Annotated in this window: 17 protein-coding genes; 7 read left to right on the forward strand and 10 right to left on the reverse strand. The window is 72.9% G+C overall.

Annotated elements, in window-relative coordinates; genetic code table 11:
- Positions 1-73: 73 nt before the first annotated feature.
- The 5 genes from ACIBK1_RS26505 to ACIBK1_RS26525 are packed head-to-tail and all read right to left on the reverse strand — an operon-like array spanning position 74 to position 3,387.
- Complete coding sequence (locus ACIBK1_RS26505; protein WP_396738392.1) at positions 74-844, reverse strand: maleylpyruvate isomerase family mycothiol-dependent enzyme; 771 nt, start codon at positions 842-844, stop codon at positions 74-76.
- A 15-nt stretch (positions 845-859) separates the two neighbouring features.
- A complete protein-coding gene (pspAB, locus tag ACIBK1_RS26510; protein ID WP_030508886.1) occupies positions 860-1,408 on the reverse strand; it encodes a PspA-associated protein PspAB in 549 nt (182 codons plus the stop codon).
- A gap of 10 nt (positions 1,409-1,418) precedes the next feature.
- Complete coding sequence (gene htpX / locus ACIBK1_RS26515) at positions 1,419-2,312, reverse strand: zinc metalloprotease HtpX (protein ID WP_396738395.1); 894 nt, start codon at positions 2,310-2,312, stop codon at positions 1,419-1,421.
- The gene (pspAA, locus tag ACIBK1_RS26520; RefSeq protein ID WP_030508884.1) at positions 2,312-2,590 is read right to left on the reverse strand and encodes a PspA-associated protein PspAA; all 279 of its coding nucleotides are present in this window, start codon (positions 2,588-2,590) and stop codon (positions 2,312-2,314) included. Before pspAA ends, htpX begins: the two co-directional genes overlap by 1 nt.
- Positions 2,587-3,387 (reverse strand): PspA/IM30 family protein, encoded by an 801-nt coding sequence (locus ACIBK1_RS26525; RefSeq protein WP_030508883.1) that lies wholly within the window; start codon positions 3,385-3,387, stop codon positions 2,587-2,589. Before ACIBK1_RS26525 ends, pspAA begins: the two co-directional genes overlap by 4 nt.
- A 147-nt stretch (positions 3,388-3,534) precedes the next feature.
- Between ACIBK1_RS26525 and ACIBK1_RS26530 the strand changes: the two genes are divergently transcribed.
- Entirely contained in the window at positions 3,535-4,170 is a 636-nt protein-coding gene (locus tag ACIBK1_RS26530; RefSeq protein WP_030508882.1) for a DUF3043 domain-containing protein, read from the forward strand.
- Positions 4,171-4,272: 102 nt separating this feature from the next.
- Here ACIBK1_RS26530 and ACIBK1_RS26535 read toward each other — a convergent pair whose 3' ends face one another.
- Positions 4,273-5,454: a hypothetical protein gene (locus ACIBK1_RS26535; RefSeq protein WP_396738398.1), complete on the reverse strand. Its 1,182-nt coding sequence runs from the start codon at positions 5,452-5,454 to the stop codon at positions 4,273-4,275.
- A 64-nt stretch (positions 5,455-5,518) separates the two neighbouring features.
- Between ACIBK1_RS26535 and ACIBK1_RS26540 the strand changes: the two genes are divergently transcribed.
- Entirely contained in the window at positions 5,519-6,517 is a 999-nt protein-coding gene (locus tag ACIBK1_RS26540; protein ID WP_030508880.1) for an aldo/keto reductase family protein, read from the forward strand.
- A 79-nt stretch (positions 6,518-6,596) separates the two neighbouring features.
- Here the strand turns inward: ACIBK1_RS26540 and ACIBK1_RS26545 are convergent, their stop codons facing one another.
- Positions 6,597-6,803 (reverse strand): hypothetical protein, encoded by a 207-nt coding sequence (locus ACIBK1_RS26545; RefSeq protein ID WP_030508879.1) that lies wholly within the window; start codon positions 6,801-6,803, stop codon positions 6,597-6,599.
- A 165-nt stretch (positions 6,804-6,968) separates the two neighbouring features.
- On the opposite strand from ACIBK1_RS26545, the gene ACIBK1_RS26550 reads away from it, so the two are divergent.
- Together ACIBK1_RS26550 and ACIBK1_RS26555 are read left to right on the forward strand one after the other, a co-directional pair.
- The gene (locus ACIBK1_RS26550; RefSeq protein ID WP_396738400.1) at positions 6,969-8,027 is read left to right on the forward strand and encodes a bifunctional adenosylcobinamide kinase/adenosylcobinamide-phosphate guanylyltransferase; all 1,059 of its coding nucleotides are present in this window, start codon (positions 6,969-6,971) and stop codon (positions 8,025-8,027) included.
- 18 nt (positions 8,028-8,045) lie between these two features.
- Positions 8,046-9,026, forward strand: a complete 981-nt coding sequence (locus ACIBK1_RS26555; RefSeq protein ID WP_396738403.1) for an adenosylcobinamide-GDP ribazoletransferase — start codon at positions 8,046-8,048, stop codon at positions 9,024-9,026.
- A gap of 18 nt (positions 9,027-9,044) precedes the next feature.
- Here the strand turns inward: ACIBK1_RS26555 and ACIBK1_RS26560 are convergent, their stop codons facing one another.
- Genes ACIBK1_RS26560 through ACIBK1_RS26570 form a run of 3 tightly spaced genes read right to left on the reverse strand, consistent with a single transcriptional unit; the run spans position 9,045 to position 11,415 of the window.
- Positions 9,045-10,031 carry a lysostaphin resistance A-like protein gene (locus tag ACIBK1_RS26560; RefSeq protein ID WP_396738406.1) on the reverse strand — a complete coding sequence of 329 codons (987 nt, stop codon included), beginning with the start codon at positions 10,029-10,031 and terminating at the stop codon, positions 9,045-9,047.
- Positions 10,031-11,059 (reverse strand): DUF1648 domain-containing protein, encoded by a 1,029-nt coding sequence (locus ACIBK1_RS26565; protein WP_396721207.1) that lies wholly within the window; start codon positions 11,057-11,059, stop codon positions 10,031-10,033. The genes ACIBK1_RS26560 and ACIBK1_RS26565 overlap by 1 nt, the downstream gene beginning before the upstream one ends.
- On the reverse strand, positions 11,056-11,415 hold the full coding sequence (locus tag ACIBK1_RS26570; protein ID WP_030508874.1) for a GntR family transcriptional regulator: 360 nt from the start codon (positions 11,413-11,415) through the stop codon (positions 11,056-11,058). Before ACIBK1_RS26570 ends, ACIBK1_RS26565 begins: the two co-directional genes overlap by 4 nt.
- Before the next feature lie 136 nt (positions 11,416-11,551).
- Here ACIBK1_RS26570 and ACIBK1_RS26575 point away from each other — a divergent pair, with 136 nt between their 5' ends.
- From ACIBK1_RS26575 to sucB, 3 genes are all read left to right on the forward strand, one after another.
- A complete protein-coding gene (locus ACIBK1_RS26575; RefSeq protein WP_396738409.1) occupies positions 11,552-13,072 on the forward strand; it encodes a leucyl aminopeptidase in 1,521 nt (506 codons plus the stop codon).
- A gap of 154 nt (positions 13,073-13,226) precedes the next feature.
- Positions 13,227-14,606 (forward strand): dihydrolipoyl dehydrogenase, encoded by a 1,380-nt coding sequence (lpdA, locus tag ACIBK1_RS26580; protein WP_030508872.1) that lies wholly within the window; start codon positions 13,227-13,229, stop codon positions 14,604-14,606.
- Between the two features lie 33 nt (positions 14,607-14,639).
- Complete coding sequence (gene sucB / locus ACIBK1_RS26585; protein WP_030508871.1) at positions 14,640-16,118, forward strand: 2-oxoglutarate dehydrogenase, E2 component, dihydrolipoamide succinyltransferase; 1,479 nt, start codon at positions 14,640-14,642, stop codon at positions 16,116-16,118.
- The last annotated feature ends 26 nt before the right edge of the window (positions 16,119-16,144 follow it).

Genomic DNA, 16,144 nt, shown 5'->3' on the forward strand with positions numbered 1-16,144 from the left:
TGTGACGCGGGGCGCCCCCGGGACCTCCCGGGGGCGCCCCGCGTTCTTCCGACCTCGACCGCGGCTTCCGGCCTCACATCCGGGCGCGCTCGCGCCACCAGTCCAGTAGAGCCGTGTCGCCCTCGACCGCCCCGGGCTCGCGCCGTCCCCACAGCGTCAGCATCAGGTCGCCGGTCGTCTCCGCGCGCACGGTGACATCCGCAGTGACGTCCGCGGCCACGTCACCCGGGGCGCCGGACCGCTCGTACGCGAACCCCTCGGGCGTGAGCCGCACCAGCCAGATCCCGCCCGTCTCCGTCCGCCAGGAGATCGTCTCCCCGTCGCCCCTCAGCTCGGCGATCAGGGGCTGCCACCGGGTGTACGGGAGTATGTCGAAGAACTCCGCCACCCCGTCGGCCGCGACGTCCTCGTCCATCTCCGGGGCGATCCCGAGGGCGATCTCGGCGTCGGCGCGGTGGACGACGGTCTCGTGCAGCTGGCGGCGGGACCAGAACCGGGCGCTGCGGTTCCCCGTCCAGTTCCACACCTCGGTATCCGGGTCGCGGCCCTTCAACGCCTCGGCGAGCTGCCCGGCTCCGGCCTCCAGCCACTCCGCGTGGCCGGCGAAGTCCTCGGGGATGCCGTGGTCCATCGCGGCGCGGTCGTATCGGCGGACGGCGGCGTCGCGCACCATCGCGGCGGCCCACCGGTGGATGGCTCCCGTGTGCTCGACCAGCTCCCTGAGGTCCCACCCCGGGCAGGTCGGCACAGGTGTGGTCCCGTCCCGTCCCTGTACGGCCTCGGCCATCCGGCCGATCTCCGCGGCCGCGGCCTCGGTGTGCCGGAGGTGGGTCCACTCGGTCATGGGAGCTCCCGAAGGTCAGAGGCCGGGGGCGCCCCAGACGGGAAACCAGCTCGCGAGTTCGGGCTCGATCGTGAGCTCGTGGTCCAGGACGCCGCGCACCTGCAGTTCCAGCGCGTTGTCGCGGCGCGGTTCGCCCACCGGGGCGAAGGGGTAGAACGTGCCGCGCTTGTAGAGATACACGATCGCCAGCTTCCGTCGCGACGGGTCGGCGAAGGTGACGAGCGAGCACAGCAGCGACGGGCCGAACCCCGCCGACTCCAGGGACGAGTTGGCCGCGTGCAGGTCGGTGACGAGCCCGGCCACGTCGGAATTGCGCACCTGCAGCCAGGTGTAGCCGTAGGAGTCCCGGGAGACTTCGACCCTGCCCATCAGGGCCTCGATGTCCTGTTCGAGCCGGGCGAAGGCGCCGCCCTCGGCGGCGCGGAAGCACACCGACCCGGTTCCCGCCGGGGCGAAGCCGGTGGCGGCCTGCAGCGTGACGGCGGCCGACGGCAGGGCGAACAGCGCGTCCAGGTCGGGCCTGGCGGGCTTGGAGCGGCCGAGCAGTGAGTCGAACCAGCCCATCAGCGCCCCCTCATCCGCGGCCCAGCGCGGCGGAGATCCTGGCCAGCTGGTCCAGCCGGCGCTCCAGCGAGGGGTGGGTCGACAGCAGCGAGGCGACGCTCTGGCCCGACAGGGCGGGCGCGAAGAAGAAGGCGTTGAACGGCTGCGCCTCGCGCAGGTCCCTGGTCGGGATCCTGCCGATGTCACCGCTGATCTTGACGAGGGCGCTGGCCAGGGCGCTCGGCTGCTGCGTCAGCAGCGCGCCCGCACGGTCGGCGGCCAGTTCGCGGTAGCGCGACAGCGCCCGCGTCAGCAGGAAGCTGACGGCGTAGACCAGGCCGGAGACCGCGAAGATGATCAGGCCGACCGGGGGGCCGTTGTCGTTCCTCCGGCCGCCCAGACCGGTGTAGAGCGCGAAGCGCGTCATCAGACCGGCCACGACGCCCAGGAACGAGGCGATCGTCATCACCGCCACGTCCCGGTGGGCCACGTGGGACATCTCATGGGCCAGCACGCCTTCGAGCTCCCGCGCGTCGAGCCTGCGCAGAATGCCGGTGGTCACGCAGACCACCGAGTTCTTCTGGTTGCGTCCGGTGGCGAACGCGTTCGGGATGTCCGAGTCGGCGATCGCCACCCGCGGCTTCGGCATCCCCGCCATCGCGCTCAGCCGGTCGATGATCCCGTGCAGCTCGGGAGCCTCCTGCGGGGAGACCTCCCGCCCGTGCATCGCGAACAGCGCGATCTTGTCGGACAGGAAGTACTGCACCAGCAGGAGACCCCCGGCGATCACGAGCACGGTGACCGCACGTACGCCCACCACGACCAGGACCGCCACGAACGCGACATAGAGCAGCCCGAGCAGGAACATCGTCACGGTCATCCGGACGGTGAGGCCGCGATCAGGGGCGAAGCGCGTGGAGGCCATCAGCCAGGGATGAGCCCGGTGTCCCCGAGCATCTCCCGCACTTCCTCGATCGAGGCGTCGGCCGGCGGCAGGATCAGCTCGGACGGCTCCAGCGAGTCGTCCGGCAGGGCCTTGCCGACGTGACGCACCTTGTCGAGGAGCGCGTGCAGCTTGGTGCGGAACTCGGTCTCGTCGTCCGACTCGATCGCGGCCTCCAGCTCGCTGTCGAGCTCGTTGAGGACGTCGATGTCGGCGGCGCCGATCTCGACTTGGCCCTCACCCATGATTCTGACGATCACAGTCCCTCCCCCGGCTGGCGCAGCTGCTGCGTGTGCTGCTGGTTGGACGGGGCGGCCTGGCCCTGCTGGCCCTGCTCGATCGCGCTCCTGGGCGCCGGGCCCTGGCCGAGCTCGGCCTTCATCTTGGCGAGCTCCAGCTCGACGTCCGAGCCGCCGCCCATGCGGTCGAGCTCCGCCTGGATGTCGTCGCGCTGCCCGGTGAAGTCGTCGAGTGCGCCGCTGGCGAGCAGCTCGTCGATCGCGCCGGCGCGCGCCTGCATCTGCGCGGTCTTGTCCTCGGCCCGCTGGATGGCCAGGCCGACGTCGCCCATCTCCTCGGAGATGCCGGAGAACGCCTCGTTGATCCGCGTCTGGGCCTCGGCCGCCGTGTAGGTGGCCTTGATGGTCTCCTTCTTCGTGCGGAAGGAGTCGACCTTGGCCTGGAGCCGCTGGCTGGCGAGGGTGAGCTTCTCCTCCTCGCCCTGGAGGTTGCTGTACTGGATGCGCAGGTCGGCGATCTGGGCGTTGAGACCGTTGCGGCGGGTCAGCGCCTCGCGGGCCAGATCCTCGCGCCCGGCCGACAGGGCCTGCCTGCTCTGGTTCTCCAGCTTCGTGGCCTGCCCTTCGAGCTGGTTGATCTGCAGCTCCACCCGCTTGCGGCTGGTGGCCACGTCGGCCACGCCCCGGCGGACCTTCTGCAGCAGCTCAAGCTGGCGCTGATAGGAATAGTCCAGCGTCTCCCGCGGATCCTCCATCTTGTCCAGGGCCTTGTTGGCCTTGGACTTGAAGATCATGGAAAGTCTCTTCATCACGCTCATGCGCGTCGGCCGTCCCCTTCTCCAAGGTTGTGCGTGGGTGACCCCAGCCGTCTCAAACCCCTTGTCAGGCGGCGTAACCGCCTGGGTTCACCCTACGCATAACGCGCGAGGGCGTCACTAAGTTGCACTCCCGGTAGGCTGGGCGACGTGTTCCGACGTCGCACTCAGACCTCAGCGGAGGACTCCCCCGTCCCTGTAGAGGATCCTAAGCCCCACGGCACCCCGGGTAAGGGCCGTCCCACCCCCAAGCGGAGCGAGGCGCAGGGCCGCCGCCGCTCCCCGGTGACCGCTCCTGCCAACCGCAAGGAGGCCTACCGTCTGGCGCGCGAGCGCGACAAGGCGCTGCGCGGCAAGCAGCGCGACGCCATGCTGCGCGGCGACGAGCGGGCGCTTCCGGCACGCGACCGCGGCCCGGTGCGCAAGTTCGCGCGCGACTGGGTGGACTCGCGGCGGCTGCCGGGGCAGTACTTCCTGCCCGTCGTGTTCGTCATCATGCTGCTGTCGATGGTGCCGTTCCCGATCCCGGTCCGCTCGGCCGTCATGCTGCTTTACACGCTGTCCCTGCCGGTCGTGATGGTGCTCGTGCTGGCGAGCTCGTTCTACGTGGCCGGGAGGGTGAAGAAGGAGGCGGCGGCGAAGTTCCCGGGCGAGGACCTCAAGGGCGTGGGCTTCTACGCGGCGATGCGCTCGTCGCAGATGCGCCGCCTGCGCTTCCCCAAGCCGACCGTCCTGCCCGGCGGTCTGCCGGTCGCCCTCAAGAACACGGCCGGCGCGAAGAAGTGACCCGCACGGCCGCCTGACCCGGGCAGCCTGACCCCGGATGTCCGGGCTGCCCGGCCCGGGTTGCCCGGGCGTGGCTCCCCAGGCCGTCCGGCCTGGGCCGCCTCACTTCCACTCGAGAACGCCCTCGCGCACCACGGGGACCGACCCGCCCACGGGCCCGCCCTCGGCGAGGGCGTCCGCCGTGGCCGTGAGCAGCGCGTAATACGACGTCCACTCGTCCTCGAAGTACGGCGTCTCCCAGTCCGCCGAGCCCACCCCGCCCGTGGCGGAGTCCGTCACGAGGTAGTCGGCGACGTCGGAGCTGTAGGCGAAGGGGATGCCTCCGCCCATCCGGCATACCTCGGGCCAGGAGGCGACCAGCTCGCGCGCGCCCATGACCCAGTAATACGGCGAGAACCGGAACGCCGCCGATCCCCGGGCTCCGTTGTGGCGCAGCAGCGAGGCCCGCAACGAGTCGGGGATGCGCGTCCCCAGCCGCGCCTCGGCCGTCGCCACCAGTCGTCGGCTGGCGGGGCCGTTCAGCGAGGCGTACGTCCTGGGCGCGTGCGCCTTCAGCCATCTCTCTATCCGCCGCCACTGCCGGTTCACCGCGGCCGTCACGCGCCGGGATACCGGCCGTGCCACTGGAGTCGTGGACCTCTTCCGGACCGCGCATTCGGGAGCGGGGGACGGCACCGGCGCCACCGGCGCGGCCTCCGCGCCCGCGGGACCCTCGGACGGCACGAGATTCCGCACCACGCCGCACGCGGCCGCGAGGCAGGACTCGTCCGGCCGACCGGCGGACACGCGGTTGCCCGCCGCCGGGCAACCGTCCGCGAGGCAGGGCCCGGCAGGGTCTCCCGCGTACGCCGTCCAGCCGAACGACGCCCCGGGCTCCGGGCGGAACACGGCGTTCTCCAGCAACTGCGACGCGAGCACGAGCAGGCCGAGCCCGACGAGCGCGGCCGTCCAGCGGCGCGCCTTCCGCCCGCGCGGCCGCTCCATCCGGGGAAGCCCGCCGAGGAGGCGCGCGATCGGCGCGCCGGCCTCCGGCCGGTCGTACCTCTCGAGGTCCTCCCTCGTGGGCCAGCCGAGCACGGGCTCGGGGCCGCGCCCGGCCGGCTCCCCCACCTCTTTCAGCGGGGCGGGCTGCCGCGAATCCGGCGGAGCGGAGTGCGGAGCGGCCGGGACCTGCACGGCGGCGCGGCGCCGGCGGGCGGCGGCGACCAGCCCTACGGCGACACCGGCCACCAGCGCGACGGCCAGAGCCAGCCGTACGGGGCGAGAAACGATCAACCGGCGCACGCCGGGCACATTACCGCGAACCATCCGGGGGAGTGACGCGATGTCATGTCCTAAGGTCGGACCCATGGAATACCGTCATCTTGGCCGCAGTGGCCTCATGGTCAGCGAGATCAGCTACGGCAACTGGATCACCCATGGGTCCCAGGTGGAGGAGGACGCCGCCGTCGAGTGCGTCCGCGCGGCCCTCGACGAAGGCGTCACGACCTTCGACACCGCCGACGTCTACGCCGGGACCAGGGCCGAGGAGGTCCTCGGCCGGGCGCTGAAGGGCATCCGGCGCGAGTCGCTGGAGATCTTCACCAAGGTCTACTGGCCCACGGGCGAAGGCAAGAACGACCGGGGACTGTCCCGCAAGCACATCATGGAGTCGATCAACGGGTCGCTCCGCCGGCTGCAGACCGACTACGTCGACCTCTACCAGGCGCACCGCTTCGACGCCGAGACGCCGCTGGAGGAGACCCTGCGGGCCTTCGACGACCTCGTACGGCAGGGCAAGGTGCTGTACGTCGGAGTCAGCGAGTGGTCGGCCGACCAGATCGCCCGGGCCCTGAAGATCGCCGACGAGATGGGCTTCGACCGGCTGGTGTCGAACCAGCCGCAGTACTCGATGCTCTGGCGGGTCATCGAGGCCGAGGTCGTGCCGTTGTGCGAGAAGGAGGGCCTGGGCCAGATCGTCTGGTCGCCGATCGCCCAGGGCGTGCTGACCGGCAAGTACCTGCCCGGCCAGCCGCCGCCGGCCGGGTCCCGCGCCACCGACCCGTCCGGTTCGGGCTTCATCGGCCGGCTGATGGACGACGAGCTGCTGCGCCGGGTGCAGGACCTCAAGCCGATCGCGGCCGACCTCGGGCTCTCGATGGCCCAGCTCGCCGTGGCGTGGGTGCTGCAGAACCCCAACGTGTCGTCGGCCATCATCGGGGCCACCAAGCCCGAGCAGGTGCGCGACAACGTCAAGGCCGCGGGTGTGAAGCTCGACGCCGAGGTGCTGAAGAAGATCGACGACGTGCTCGGCCCGGTCGTCGAGCGTGACCCGGCCAAGACCGTCAGCCCGCCCACGCGTCCCTGACGCCGTCTCCGGTCCTGCCGGACGGGCGCGGTCGCGGGGGTCGCGACCGCGCCCGTCGCGGTCCCGGCCCCCGCGCGGTTCAGTCGGCGCGCAGGGACATCCCCGAGTATTCGACCCGCTCGTCCTCCATCAGCGACACCTGCTCGACACCGGCCTCGAGCAGCTCGCGCCAGCTCTCCCCCAGCCACGACTCCGCGTCCGACTGGCTGGAGAAGATCTCCCGGGGCAGCGGCCGGTCCGTGACCTCGCCGCCGTTCGCGTCCTCGTAACGCCACCGCCAAATCATGCGCACCCGCTCCTTCGGTTCCTCGCCGCCCCCGCGCCGGGACTTCACGCCGGGGCCGGTGCGGCACAAAGACCGTGCAGCCGGACCCTATCCTCTCTTCCCGGCGTCCAACCTCCCCCGCCGACGCGGGGCCGACCGGCGACACGGACGCGGAAAGGCAGCGGCATGGAGATCCGCCTGGAGGGAACCGGCGGCCCGGAGGGCTGGCCCGTCCCCGGCTGTCCCTGCGCGTCCTGCGGCCGGCTCGCCCCCGGCCACCGGCGTCCGTCGTCCATCGTGCTCGACGGCCGCGTACGGGTGACCGACGCCCGCCTGCCCGATGGGTACACGGTCCGCGACACGGCCGACGGGCGCGAGGTCACCGGGCCCGGCGGCGGCCGGCTGCTGTACGCCGCGGGACCCGCCACCGGGTCACCCGGGCGGGACGCCGACGGGCCGTTCGACGCGGTGCTCATGGACCTGCCCGACCGTCCCGAGCGGCTGGGGGACCTGCGCCGCCGCGGACGGGTCACGCCCGCGACACGGATCATCGCGGTGCATCTCGACCACCGCGTTCCCGCGGAGAGCGAGCTGGGCCGCCGGCTCGGTTTCTGGGGCGCGGCGGCCGTCCCCGACGGAACCGTCGTGGACACGGCGACCACAGGGACGACCACGGAGGCGACCCCGCGGGTGCGGCCCCGCCGGACGCTGCTGCTGGGCGGGTCGCGGTCGGGCAAGTCCGAGGAGGCCGAGCTCCGCCTGGCCGCCGAACCCGAGGTGACCTACGTCGCCACCGGTCCCTCGGGCGGTGACGACCCGGCCTGGCTCGCCCGCGTGCGCGCCCATCGCGAACGGCGCCCGGCGCACTGGCGGACCGTGGAGACGACCGACCTCGTGTCCGTCCTTTCCGGCGGTCCGGGGACGTTGCTCGTCGACGGGCTCGGCACCTGGCTCGCCGCCGTGTTCGACGAGTGCGCCGCCTGGCCCGACGGCACGTCCTCGGCCGGTCACCGCGCCGCCCTCGATCGGGTGGCGGAGCGGTGCGACGCGCTCGCGGCCGCCTGGCGCGGCACCCGCGCCCACGTGGTGGCGGTGAGCGACGAGGTGGGCCTCGGGGTGATCCCGGCCACCCCCGCCGGACGGCTGTTCCGCGACGCGCTCGGCCGCCTCAACCAGGCCCTCGCCCGCGAGTCCGAGGACGTCGCCCTGGTGGTCTCCGGCCGGGTAGTCCCGCTGCCCCTTTGACAACTACGATCTCCCCTCGTGCCCGATGAACCCTCCCCCGCACCCGGCCCCGTACGCGGCCCCGGCGCGGCCTGGCGGCTCGCGGTCGGGACCCTCACCGTCTTCCCCGTGCGGCCGGTGGAGGTCGACCGCGCCGTGGCGGGACGCGCGATGTCGCTGGCGCCGTTCGTCGGCCTGCTGCTCGGCGTGATCGCCGCCGTGGTGCTCGTGGTCGCCGGCGCGCTGTCGGGCTCGCAGCTGCTCGGCGCCGTCCTCGCCGTGGGCACACTGGCGTGGCTGACGCGGGCGCTGCATCTGGACGGCCTCGCGGACCTGGCCGACGGGCTCGGCAGCGGCAAGCCGGCCGACGGCGCGCTCGACGTGATGAAGCGCTCCGACATCGGCCCGTTCGGGGTGGTCACCCTCGTGATCACCCTGCTCGTGCAGGTGGCCGTGCTGGCGCGGGACGGCGAGGTCGCCTGGGTCGTGCTGGTGGCGGCCGCGGCGACCGGCAGGCTGGCCGTCACGTGGGCCTGCCGCGAGGGCGTGCCCGCCGCCCAACCCACCGGCCTCGGCGCGCTCGTCGCCGGAACCGTGGGGCGCGGCGCCGCGATCGGGGCCACCGCCGCGACGGCGGCCGTCGTGGTGGTGCTCGCCCTCGTGGCGGCCGCTGGCCCGTCGCTGCTGAACTACTGCTGGCCGTTCGATTGGCCGTTCGATTCGGCGACCGCCTTCGGCTACACCAGCTATTCCGCCCCGGACCTGTCCCCGGGAATCATCTACGAGGGCATCCCCGGCGCGGGCCTGCGGCCCGCGTGGCTGCTGCACCGCTTGTCGGACGATCCGTACGTCATCACGACGGCCGGGCTGCTGCTGGCGATGGCCGCCGGGCTGGGGGCGGCCGCGCTGCTGCGCCGCCGGGCCGTACGGCGGCTGGGCGGCATCACCGGCGACGTGCTCGGCGCTCTGGTGGAGACGGCCACGACCGTCACGCTGCTGGTCGCCGCCCTGCTGCTGTGAGGGGCGCGGACGCGCCGGTCAGCGCCGCACGGCGACGGGGCGCAGCCGGTAGGCGATGACGACGACGACCGCGAGCAGCACCCAGCCGACGATCCCGGTGATCCCGGCGAGCGCCGGGTTCGGCGGCGCGTCCGCGTCGCCGAGGAGCAGCGCCTGGCCCGCCAGGGCGTTCAGCGAGCCGTGTGCGATGACCGCGGGCCACACGCTGCGCGAGCGCAGCCGCATCCAGCCGAGCAGCGCGCCGAAGATGACGCAGAAGCCGATGAACAGCACCGCCGCCCAGGCGCCGAGCGCAGGGTAGTTGTAGCCCTTCAGCGTGAGGGGGGCGTGCCAGAGACCCCAGATCACGCCGGACAGCACGATCGCCGGCCACACCCGGGCGGGCCGCCGCTCCCCCGTGCCGGGCGCTCCCGCCGGCACGGGCGAGCCGCCCGGCACCTGCGAGGCCGTGGGCACGGGTGCGACCGCCGGGTCGCCGAGCAGACGCGGCAGCAGCCAGCCCCGCCAGCCCCACTCCTCACCGAACGCGGGGATCGCGTTGATGAACGGGGCGATCAGCACGGCCTGCGCGACCTGCACGACGTACAGGACCCCCGGGTCCAGCGGCACCTTGTCGAGGGCCGCGCCCAGCTGCGCGCGGTAGAGGCTCAGCCCGGCGAAGTCGAGGCTCACCACGCCGACGGCGGCGCTGACCAGGAGGGCGACGGCAACGAGGAGCGGCACGCCGAGCAGCGCCGTCACCAGGAGCGGGGCCGTGGTGCCCCGGTCCGGTCCGAGCGTGAGCCCGGTCGCCCGCGCCCATTCCTTCAGCGGCGTGCCGCGCCGCCGGGTGAGCCACACGGCCAGCACGCCCAGGGACGGCGTGAACATGATCGGGATGCCGAGGAGCTGGAAGGCGGCCGGGCTGACGGGCCCGGTCCACAGGGGCAGCGCGATCAGCCACGAGGCCCCGAACGCGACGAGGAGGAAGAGCCAGACATCGGTGTGGCGCCGGATCACGGTCATCACCTTTCACCTGAGGCCGGGCCGGGGGCGGCCGGATGGCGGGCGAGGAGGGCGTTGAGCAGGGCGGCGCCGCTGTCGGCGTCGTCCACGCTGATGGCGAGCTGCCCGCCGGAGGTGTACCGCACGACCAGGCACGCGCCGCCGCGGATCATGATCGTGGCCCGTCCCGGGAGGCCGCGGTAGCCCCAGCCGCCCACCTGGGACGGATACCGCTCCTCCACCCAGGCGCGTTCGATCCGGCCGAGCGGCACCCGCCGCGCGGGCCACCTGAGCGGGCCGTACGCCACCCGCATGCCCTCGGAGCTCACCCTGACCGAGACGGTCGAGAGCGCGAACCCGGCGAGGGCGACGACGGCGAGCACGGCGGCCGTGTGCCAGTCGCGGCCGGACAGGCCCATGAGCCTGAGCACGGCGAACGCGACGGACGCGGCCAGCACGGCGCCGGAGAGGACGAGCAGCAGCGGGGCCGACGCCGACGACACCCACACCACCCGCCGTCCCGGGGCGAGGTCGGGGACGGCCGCGCCCGGCTCGGGCGCCCGCGGCGGCTCGTCCGGCCCACGACGTCCCGCCCACGCCGCGAGCAGGGCGCACGCGGAGGCCGCGACGACGACGAGCATCGCCTGCCAGGTGACCGGAGCCGCGTCCTGCCAGCGGGACCTGTCGAGGTTGGCGGCGATCGACACGGCCTGCGCCCCGACCACGAAGATCCCACCCCAGGCGAGACCGGCGACGATCCCGTACCGGCCCGCACGCCGGACGACGAGGCGCCGCCGCCCGAAAGCGAGACAGGACACCGCGAGCACCGCCCAGAGCGCCAGGGGGACGACCGCGAGGAAGACGGCCGGGGCGGAGCCGTCGGGCGCGCCGGACGGACCCCAGTGGGTGGCCACCGGGTCCGGCAGGCGATCGGAGAACGCCTTCGGCACCGCCACGAGCACGGCGGCGACCAGGACGGCCCAGGCCGCGGCGGCCAGCAGGAATCGGGTGCGGAAGCCGGTCGCGGAGGTGTCCCGCGTGTCGGTCATGCCATTTCCTTCCCGACGTCCCTGACCAGGGCCACGACGTCGTCCGGGGTGAGGCCGTACTTGACGGCCTCGTCGAGCAGGTCGCGCGCACGGGTCCGCAGCGCCGCGCGGCCGTCCGGCCGCCGCAGCACGGACACGCCGCGCCCGCGGCGGAACTCCAGCAGTCCCTCGTCGCGCAGGTCGCGCAGCGAGCGCAGCACCGTGTTCGCGTTGACGCCCAGCGCGTGGGCGAGGTCGCGGGCCGGCGGCAGCCGATCGCCGGGGGCGATGTCTCCGGCTCCGATCGCGCGCCTGATGGCGGCGGCCACCTGTTCGTGCAGGGGCCGCGGATCGTTGAGATCCAGCGTGAGCAACATAGTGCTAGTGACATTAGCACCATAGGCCGGAAAGGTCTATATGGTGCTACCTTCATTGGCACCATCGGGATTGCCGATAGGTGGGATGAACCCTCGTTTATGCGTAGCCGCATCAGCCCAGCTAGCATCGGCTCACGTGACCACAGTGCGCATAAACGCATCTGACGCGGTCTCCATCGAGACCAGTGCTCTCATAATCGGCGTCCACACGACCCCGGAGGGTCCACGCCCGGCTCCCGGAGGCGAAGGCCTCGACCAGGCCCTGGACGGACGACTCGCCGGGATCCTCACCACCGTAGGGTTCACCGGCAAGGCCGAAGAGGTCGTCAAGATCCCCACCCTCGGGGCGCTGCCCGCGCCCGTCGCCGTCGCCGTCGGCCTCGGCGACGCGCCGCAGGACGGCGCCGGGGACGGCTACGACCTGGAAACCCTGCGCCGCGCGGCCGGAGCGGCGGTCCGCTCCCTCGCCGGCACGGCGTCCGCCACGCTCGCCCTGCCCGCCCGTACGGCCGCCGAGACGGAAGCCGTGGCGCTGGGCGGTCTGCTGGGCGCCTACGACTTCACGCGCTACCGCACCGGCGGTGACCGCAAGCCGCCCGTCGGCGAGCTCACCGTCCTGTCCGGCGCGGCCGGGGCCGAGGAGGCCGTCGCGCACGCGGCGACGCTCGCCGACTCCGTCACCCTCGTCCGCGACCTGGTGAACACGCCGCCGTCCGACCTGTGGCCCGCGCGCTTCGCCGAGATCGCCCAGGAGACCGGCGGCGAGGCCGGCCTGTCGGTCGAGGTGCTGGACGAGGTCAGGCTCAAGGAGGACGGCTACGGCGGCATCATCGGCGTCGGCCAGGGCTCGATCAACCCGCCTCGCCTGGTACGCGTCGCCTACAGCCACCCCGAGGCCACTCGGAAGGTCGCGTTCGTCGGCAAGGGCATCACCTTCGACTCCGGCGGCCTGTCGCTCAAGCCCTCCGCCTCCATGGACTGGATGAAGTCCGACATGGGCGGAGCGGGAGCGGTGTTCGGCGCGCTCCTCGCGATCGCCCGGCTGGGCCTGCGCGTCAACGCCGTCGGCTACCTCTGCCTCGCGGAGAACATGCCCTCGGGCAGCGCCCAGCGCCCCTCCGACGTCCTGCACACCTACAGCGGCAAGACCGTCGAGGTGCTCGACACCGACGCCGAGGGCCGCCTGGTCCTGATCGACGGCATCGCCCGCGCCTCCGAGGACGAGCCCGACGTGATCATCGACGTCGCCACCCTGACCGGCGCCCAGATCGTGGCGCTAGGGTGGCGCACGGCCGGCGTGATGGCCAACGACGACGACCTGCGCGAGGAGATCGTCCGCATCGCCGGCGAGCAGGGCGAGGGCGCCTGGGGCATGCCGCTGCCCGCCGAGCTGCGCAAGGGGCTCGACTCCGCGGTCGCCGACATCGCCAACCTCCAGCCCGAGCGGTGGGGCAGCATGCTCGCCGCGGGCATCTTCCTGCGGGAGTTCGTCCCCGCGGGCGTCCGCTGGGCGCACGTGGACATGGCCGGGCCCGCGTTCAACAAGGGCGAGCCGCACGGCTACACGCCCAAGGGCGGCACCGGCGCACTGACCCGCACGCTCGTCGCCGTCGCCGAGCGTTACGCGGGGAACGGCACGTCCGCGCAGGCTGTTTAAGAGAAGGAGCCTTCGCGGGCTGTTCGAGAACGGAAGACGGCCCCGTCGCGGCGTGCCCGCACGGGCCCCGGGCCGGGGCCACGATCTTCCGGGACAAGTGAAAAGATGCTGCCGGGTCCACCCGGCGGTGCGAATACGACCAAGGAGCATTCCAGTGGCTGATGGCAGCGGCCCCTACGACATCGTCGTCCTAGGTGGCGGTAGCGGTGGATACGCCTGTGCCCTGCGGGCGGCCGAGTTCGGCATGAGCGTCGTCCTCATCGAGAAGGACAAGGTCGGGGGCACCTGCCTGCACCGCGGCTGCATCCCCACCAAGGCGCTGCTGCACGCGGCCGAGCTCGCCGACCAGGCTCGCGAGGGCGAGTCGTTCGGCGTCCGCACCCGGCTGGAGGGCATCGACGTCCCCGGCGTCCACGCGTACAAGGACAAGGTGATCGCGGGCCTCTACAAGGGCCTCACCGGGCTCGTCAAGAGCAAGAAGATCACGATCGTGGAGGGCGAGGGCCGCCTCGCCGGCCCGAACCGCGTCATCGTCGGCGACCAGGTCTTCGAGGGCCGCCACGTGGTGCTGGCGACCGGTTCCGAGCCGAAGTCGCTGCCCGGCCTCGACATCGACGGCGAGAGGGTCATCAGCAGCGACCACGCGCTGGTCCTCGATCGGATCCCGTCCTCGGTCGTCATCCTGGGCGGCGGCGTCATCGGCGTCGAGTTCGCCAGCGTGTGGCGCTCGTTCGGCGCCGAGGTCACGATCGTCGAGGCGCTGCCGCACCTGCTGCCGCTGGAGGACGAGTCCAGCTCCAAGCTGCTGGAGCGCGCCTTCCGCCGCCGCGGCATCAAGTACGAGCTGGGCGCCCGGTTCGAGAGCGTCAAGACCACCGACACCGGCGTGGTCGTCACCCTGCAGAACGGCAAGACCCTCGACGCGGAGTTCTTGTTCCTCTGCGTCGGGCGCGGACCGGTCTCCGCCGGCCTCGGCTACGAGGAGAACGGCGTCGCGATGGAGCGCGGCTACGTGCTGGTCAACGAGTTCTGCCAGACCAGCGTGCCGGGCGTGTACGCCGTGGGCGACCTGATCCCCACGCTGCAGCTGGCCCACGTCGGATTCGCCGAGGGCATCCTGGTCGCCGAGCACATCGCCGGCATGAACCCGGTCCCGATCGACTACGACGGCGTGCCGCGCATCACCTACTCCGAGCCCGAGGTGGCCTCGGTGGGCATCAGCACGGCCGTCGCCCGGGAGCGCGGTCACGATGTCGTCGAGCTCAGCTACAACCTCGCCGGCAACGGCAGGAGCAAGATCCTCCAGACTCAGGGCGAGGTCAAGGTCGTCGCCGAGCGCGACGGCCGGGTCTTGGGTGTGCACATGGTGGGCAGCCGGGTGGGCGAGCTCATCGCGGAGGCTCAGCTGATCTTCAACTGGGAGGCCACGCCCACCGACGTCGCCCAGCTCATCCACCCGCACCCGACCCAGTCCGAGGCTCTCGGCGAGGCCATGCTGGCCCTGGCCGGCAAGCCGCTGCACGTCCACAACTGAAGCCCTCCTAGCGAACGCGAGAGAAGACACACCATGCCGGTCTCTGTAACCATGCCCCAGCTCGGCGAGAGCGTTACCGAGGGCACCGTCACCCGTTGGCTGAAGAAGGAAGGCGACCGCGTCGAGGCCGACGAGCCGCTCCTCGAGGTGTCGACCGACAAGGTCGACACCGAGATCCCGTCGCCGTCCGCCGGCTACCTGACCAAGATCATCGTCGCTGAGGACGAGACGGTCGAGGTCGGCGCCGAGCTCGCTCTGATCGACTCCGAGGCGGGCGCCGCTCCGGCCGCCGCCGAGCCGGCGGCTCCGGCCCCCGCTCCGCAGCCCGAGCCCGAGCCCGCTCCGGCCCCTGCGCCGGCGGCGGCGCCCGAGCCCGCTCCCGCCGCGCCGATCTCGTCGATCCCGCAGCCCGCGCCCGCCGTCGTGACGCCGCAGCCGGCGCCCGCCCCGGCCCCGCAGGCCCCGGCTCCGCAGCCGCAGGCCTCCGCCCCGGCCGCGCAGCCGAGCGAGCCGACCCCGCTGCCCTCGTCGGGCGAGGGCCCGTACGTCACGCCGCTGGTCCGCAAGCTCGCCGCCGAGCACGGCGTCGACCTCGACGCGCTGACCGGCACCGGCGTCGGCGGCCGGATCCGCAAGCAGGACGTGATCGAGGCCGCCCGCGTCCAGCGCGAGCAGGCCGCCGCCGCTGCCGCCGCTCCGGCTCCGCAGGCGGCGCCCGCCCCGGCCCAGGCGCCCGCCGCCCCGGCCGCCGCCGCGCCCGCCGCGTCGGAGGTGCGGGTGGACACCACGCTGCGCGGCCGTACGGAGAAGATGTCGCGCCTGCGGCAGACCATCGCCAAGCGCATGGTGGAATCGCTGCAGGTCTCGGCCCAGCTCACCACCGTGGTCGAGGTCGACGTCACCCGCATCGCCCGCCTGCGCGACCGGGCCAAGTCGGATTTCCTGCAGCGCGAGGGCGTGAAGCTGTCGTTCATGCCGTTCTTCGCGATCGCCGCGATCGAGGCGCTCAAGCAGCACCCGAAGCTGAACGCCACGATCAACAGCGAGACCAACGAGGTCACCTACTTCGACGTCGAGCACCTCGGCTTCGCAACCGACACCGAGCGGGGCCTGCTCGTCCCGGTGATCAAGAACGCGGGCGACCTCAACATCGCCGGGCTCGCCCGTAAGATCGCCGACCTGGCCGAGCGCACCCGCACCAACAAGGTGAGCCCCGACGAGATCACCGGCGGCACGTTCACGCTGACCAACACCGGCAGCCGGGGCGCGCTGTTCGACACGCCGATCCTCAACCAGCCGCAGGTCGGCATGCTGGGCACCGGCGCGGTCGTCAAGCGCCCGGTCGTCGTGGACACCCCGGAGGGCGAGGTCATCGCGGTCCGCTCGATGGTGTACCTCGCGCTCAGCTACGACCACCGCCTGGTCGACGGCGCCGACGCGGCCCGCTTCCTCACGACGATCAAGCACCGTCTCGAGGAGGGCCGCTTCGAGGCCCAGCTCGGCCTGGCGTAGCCGTACGCCGGGGCGGCGCCAGCCGC

It is taken from the genome of Microbispora rosea (assembly GCF_044460045.1).
Classification (GTDB): domain Bacteria; phylum Actinomycetota; class Actinomycetes; order Streptosporangiales; family Streptosporangiaceae; genus Microbispora; species Microbispora rosea.

Excerpts from the sequence above, each read along its gene's own strand:
- pspAB (WP_030508886.1), bottom strand. The coding sequence starts at position 1,408 with ATGGGCTGGTTCGACTCACTGCTCGGCCGCTCCAAGCCCGCCAGGCCC.
- sucB (WP_030508871.1), top strand. The coding sequence starts at position 14,640 with ATGCCGGTCTCTGTAACCATGCCCCAGCTCGGCGAGAGCGTTACCGAG.
- ACIBK1_RS26505 (WP_396738392.1), bottom strand. The coding sequence starts at position 844 with ATGACCGAGTGGACCCACCTCCGGCACACCGAGGCCGCGGCCGCGGAG.
- ACIBK1_RS26570 (WP_030508874.1), bottom strand. The coding sequence starts at position 11,415 with ATGTTGCTCACGCTGGATCTCAACGATCCGCGGCCCCTGCACGAACAG.
- ACIBK1_RS26545 (WP_030508879.1), bottom strand. The coding sequence starts at position 6,803 with ATGATTTGGCGGTGGCGTTACGAGGACGCGAACGGCGGCGAGGTCACG.
- ACIBK1_RS26550 (WP_396738400.1), top strand. The coding sequence starts at position 6,969 with ATGGAGATCCGCCTGGAGGGAACCGGCGGCCCGGAGGGCTGGCCCGTC.
- ACIBK1_RS26525 (WP_030508883.1), bottom strand. The coding sequence starts at position 3,387 with ATGAGCGTGATGAAGAGACTTTCCATGATCTTCAAGTCCAAGGCCAAC.
- htpX (WP_396738395.1), bottom strand. The coding sequence starts at position 2,312 with ATGGCCTCCACGCGCTTCGCCCCTGATCGCGGCCTCACCGTCCGGATG.
- ACIBK1_RS26565 (WP_396721207.1), bottom strand. The coding sequence starts at position 11,059 with ATGACCGACACGCGGGACACCTCCGCGACCGGCTTCCGCACCCGATTC.
- ACIBK1_RS26540 (WP_030508880.1), top strand. The coding sequence starts at position 5,519 with ATGGAATACCGTCATCTTGGCCGCAGTGGCCTCATGGTCAGCGAGATC.
- ACIBK1_RS26560 (WP_396738406.1), bottom strand. The coding sequence starts at position 10,031 with ATGACCGTGATCCGGCGCCACACCGATGTCTGGCTCTTCCTCCTCGTC.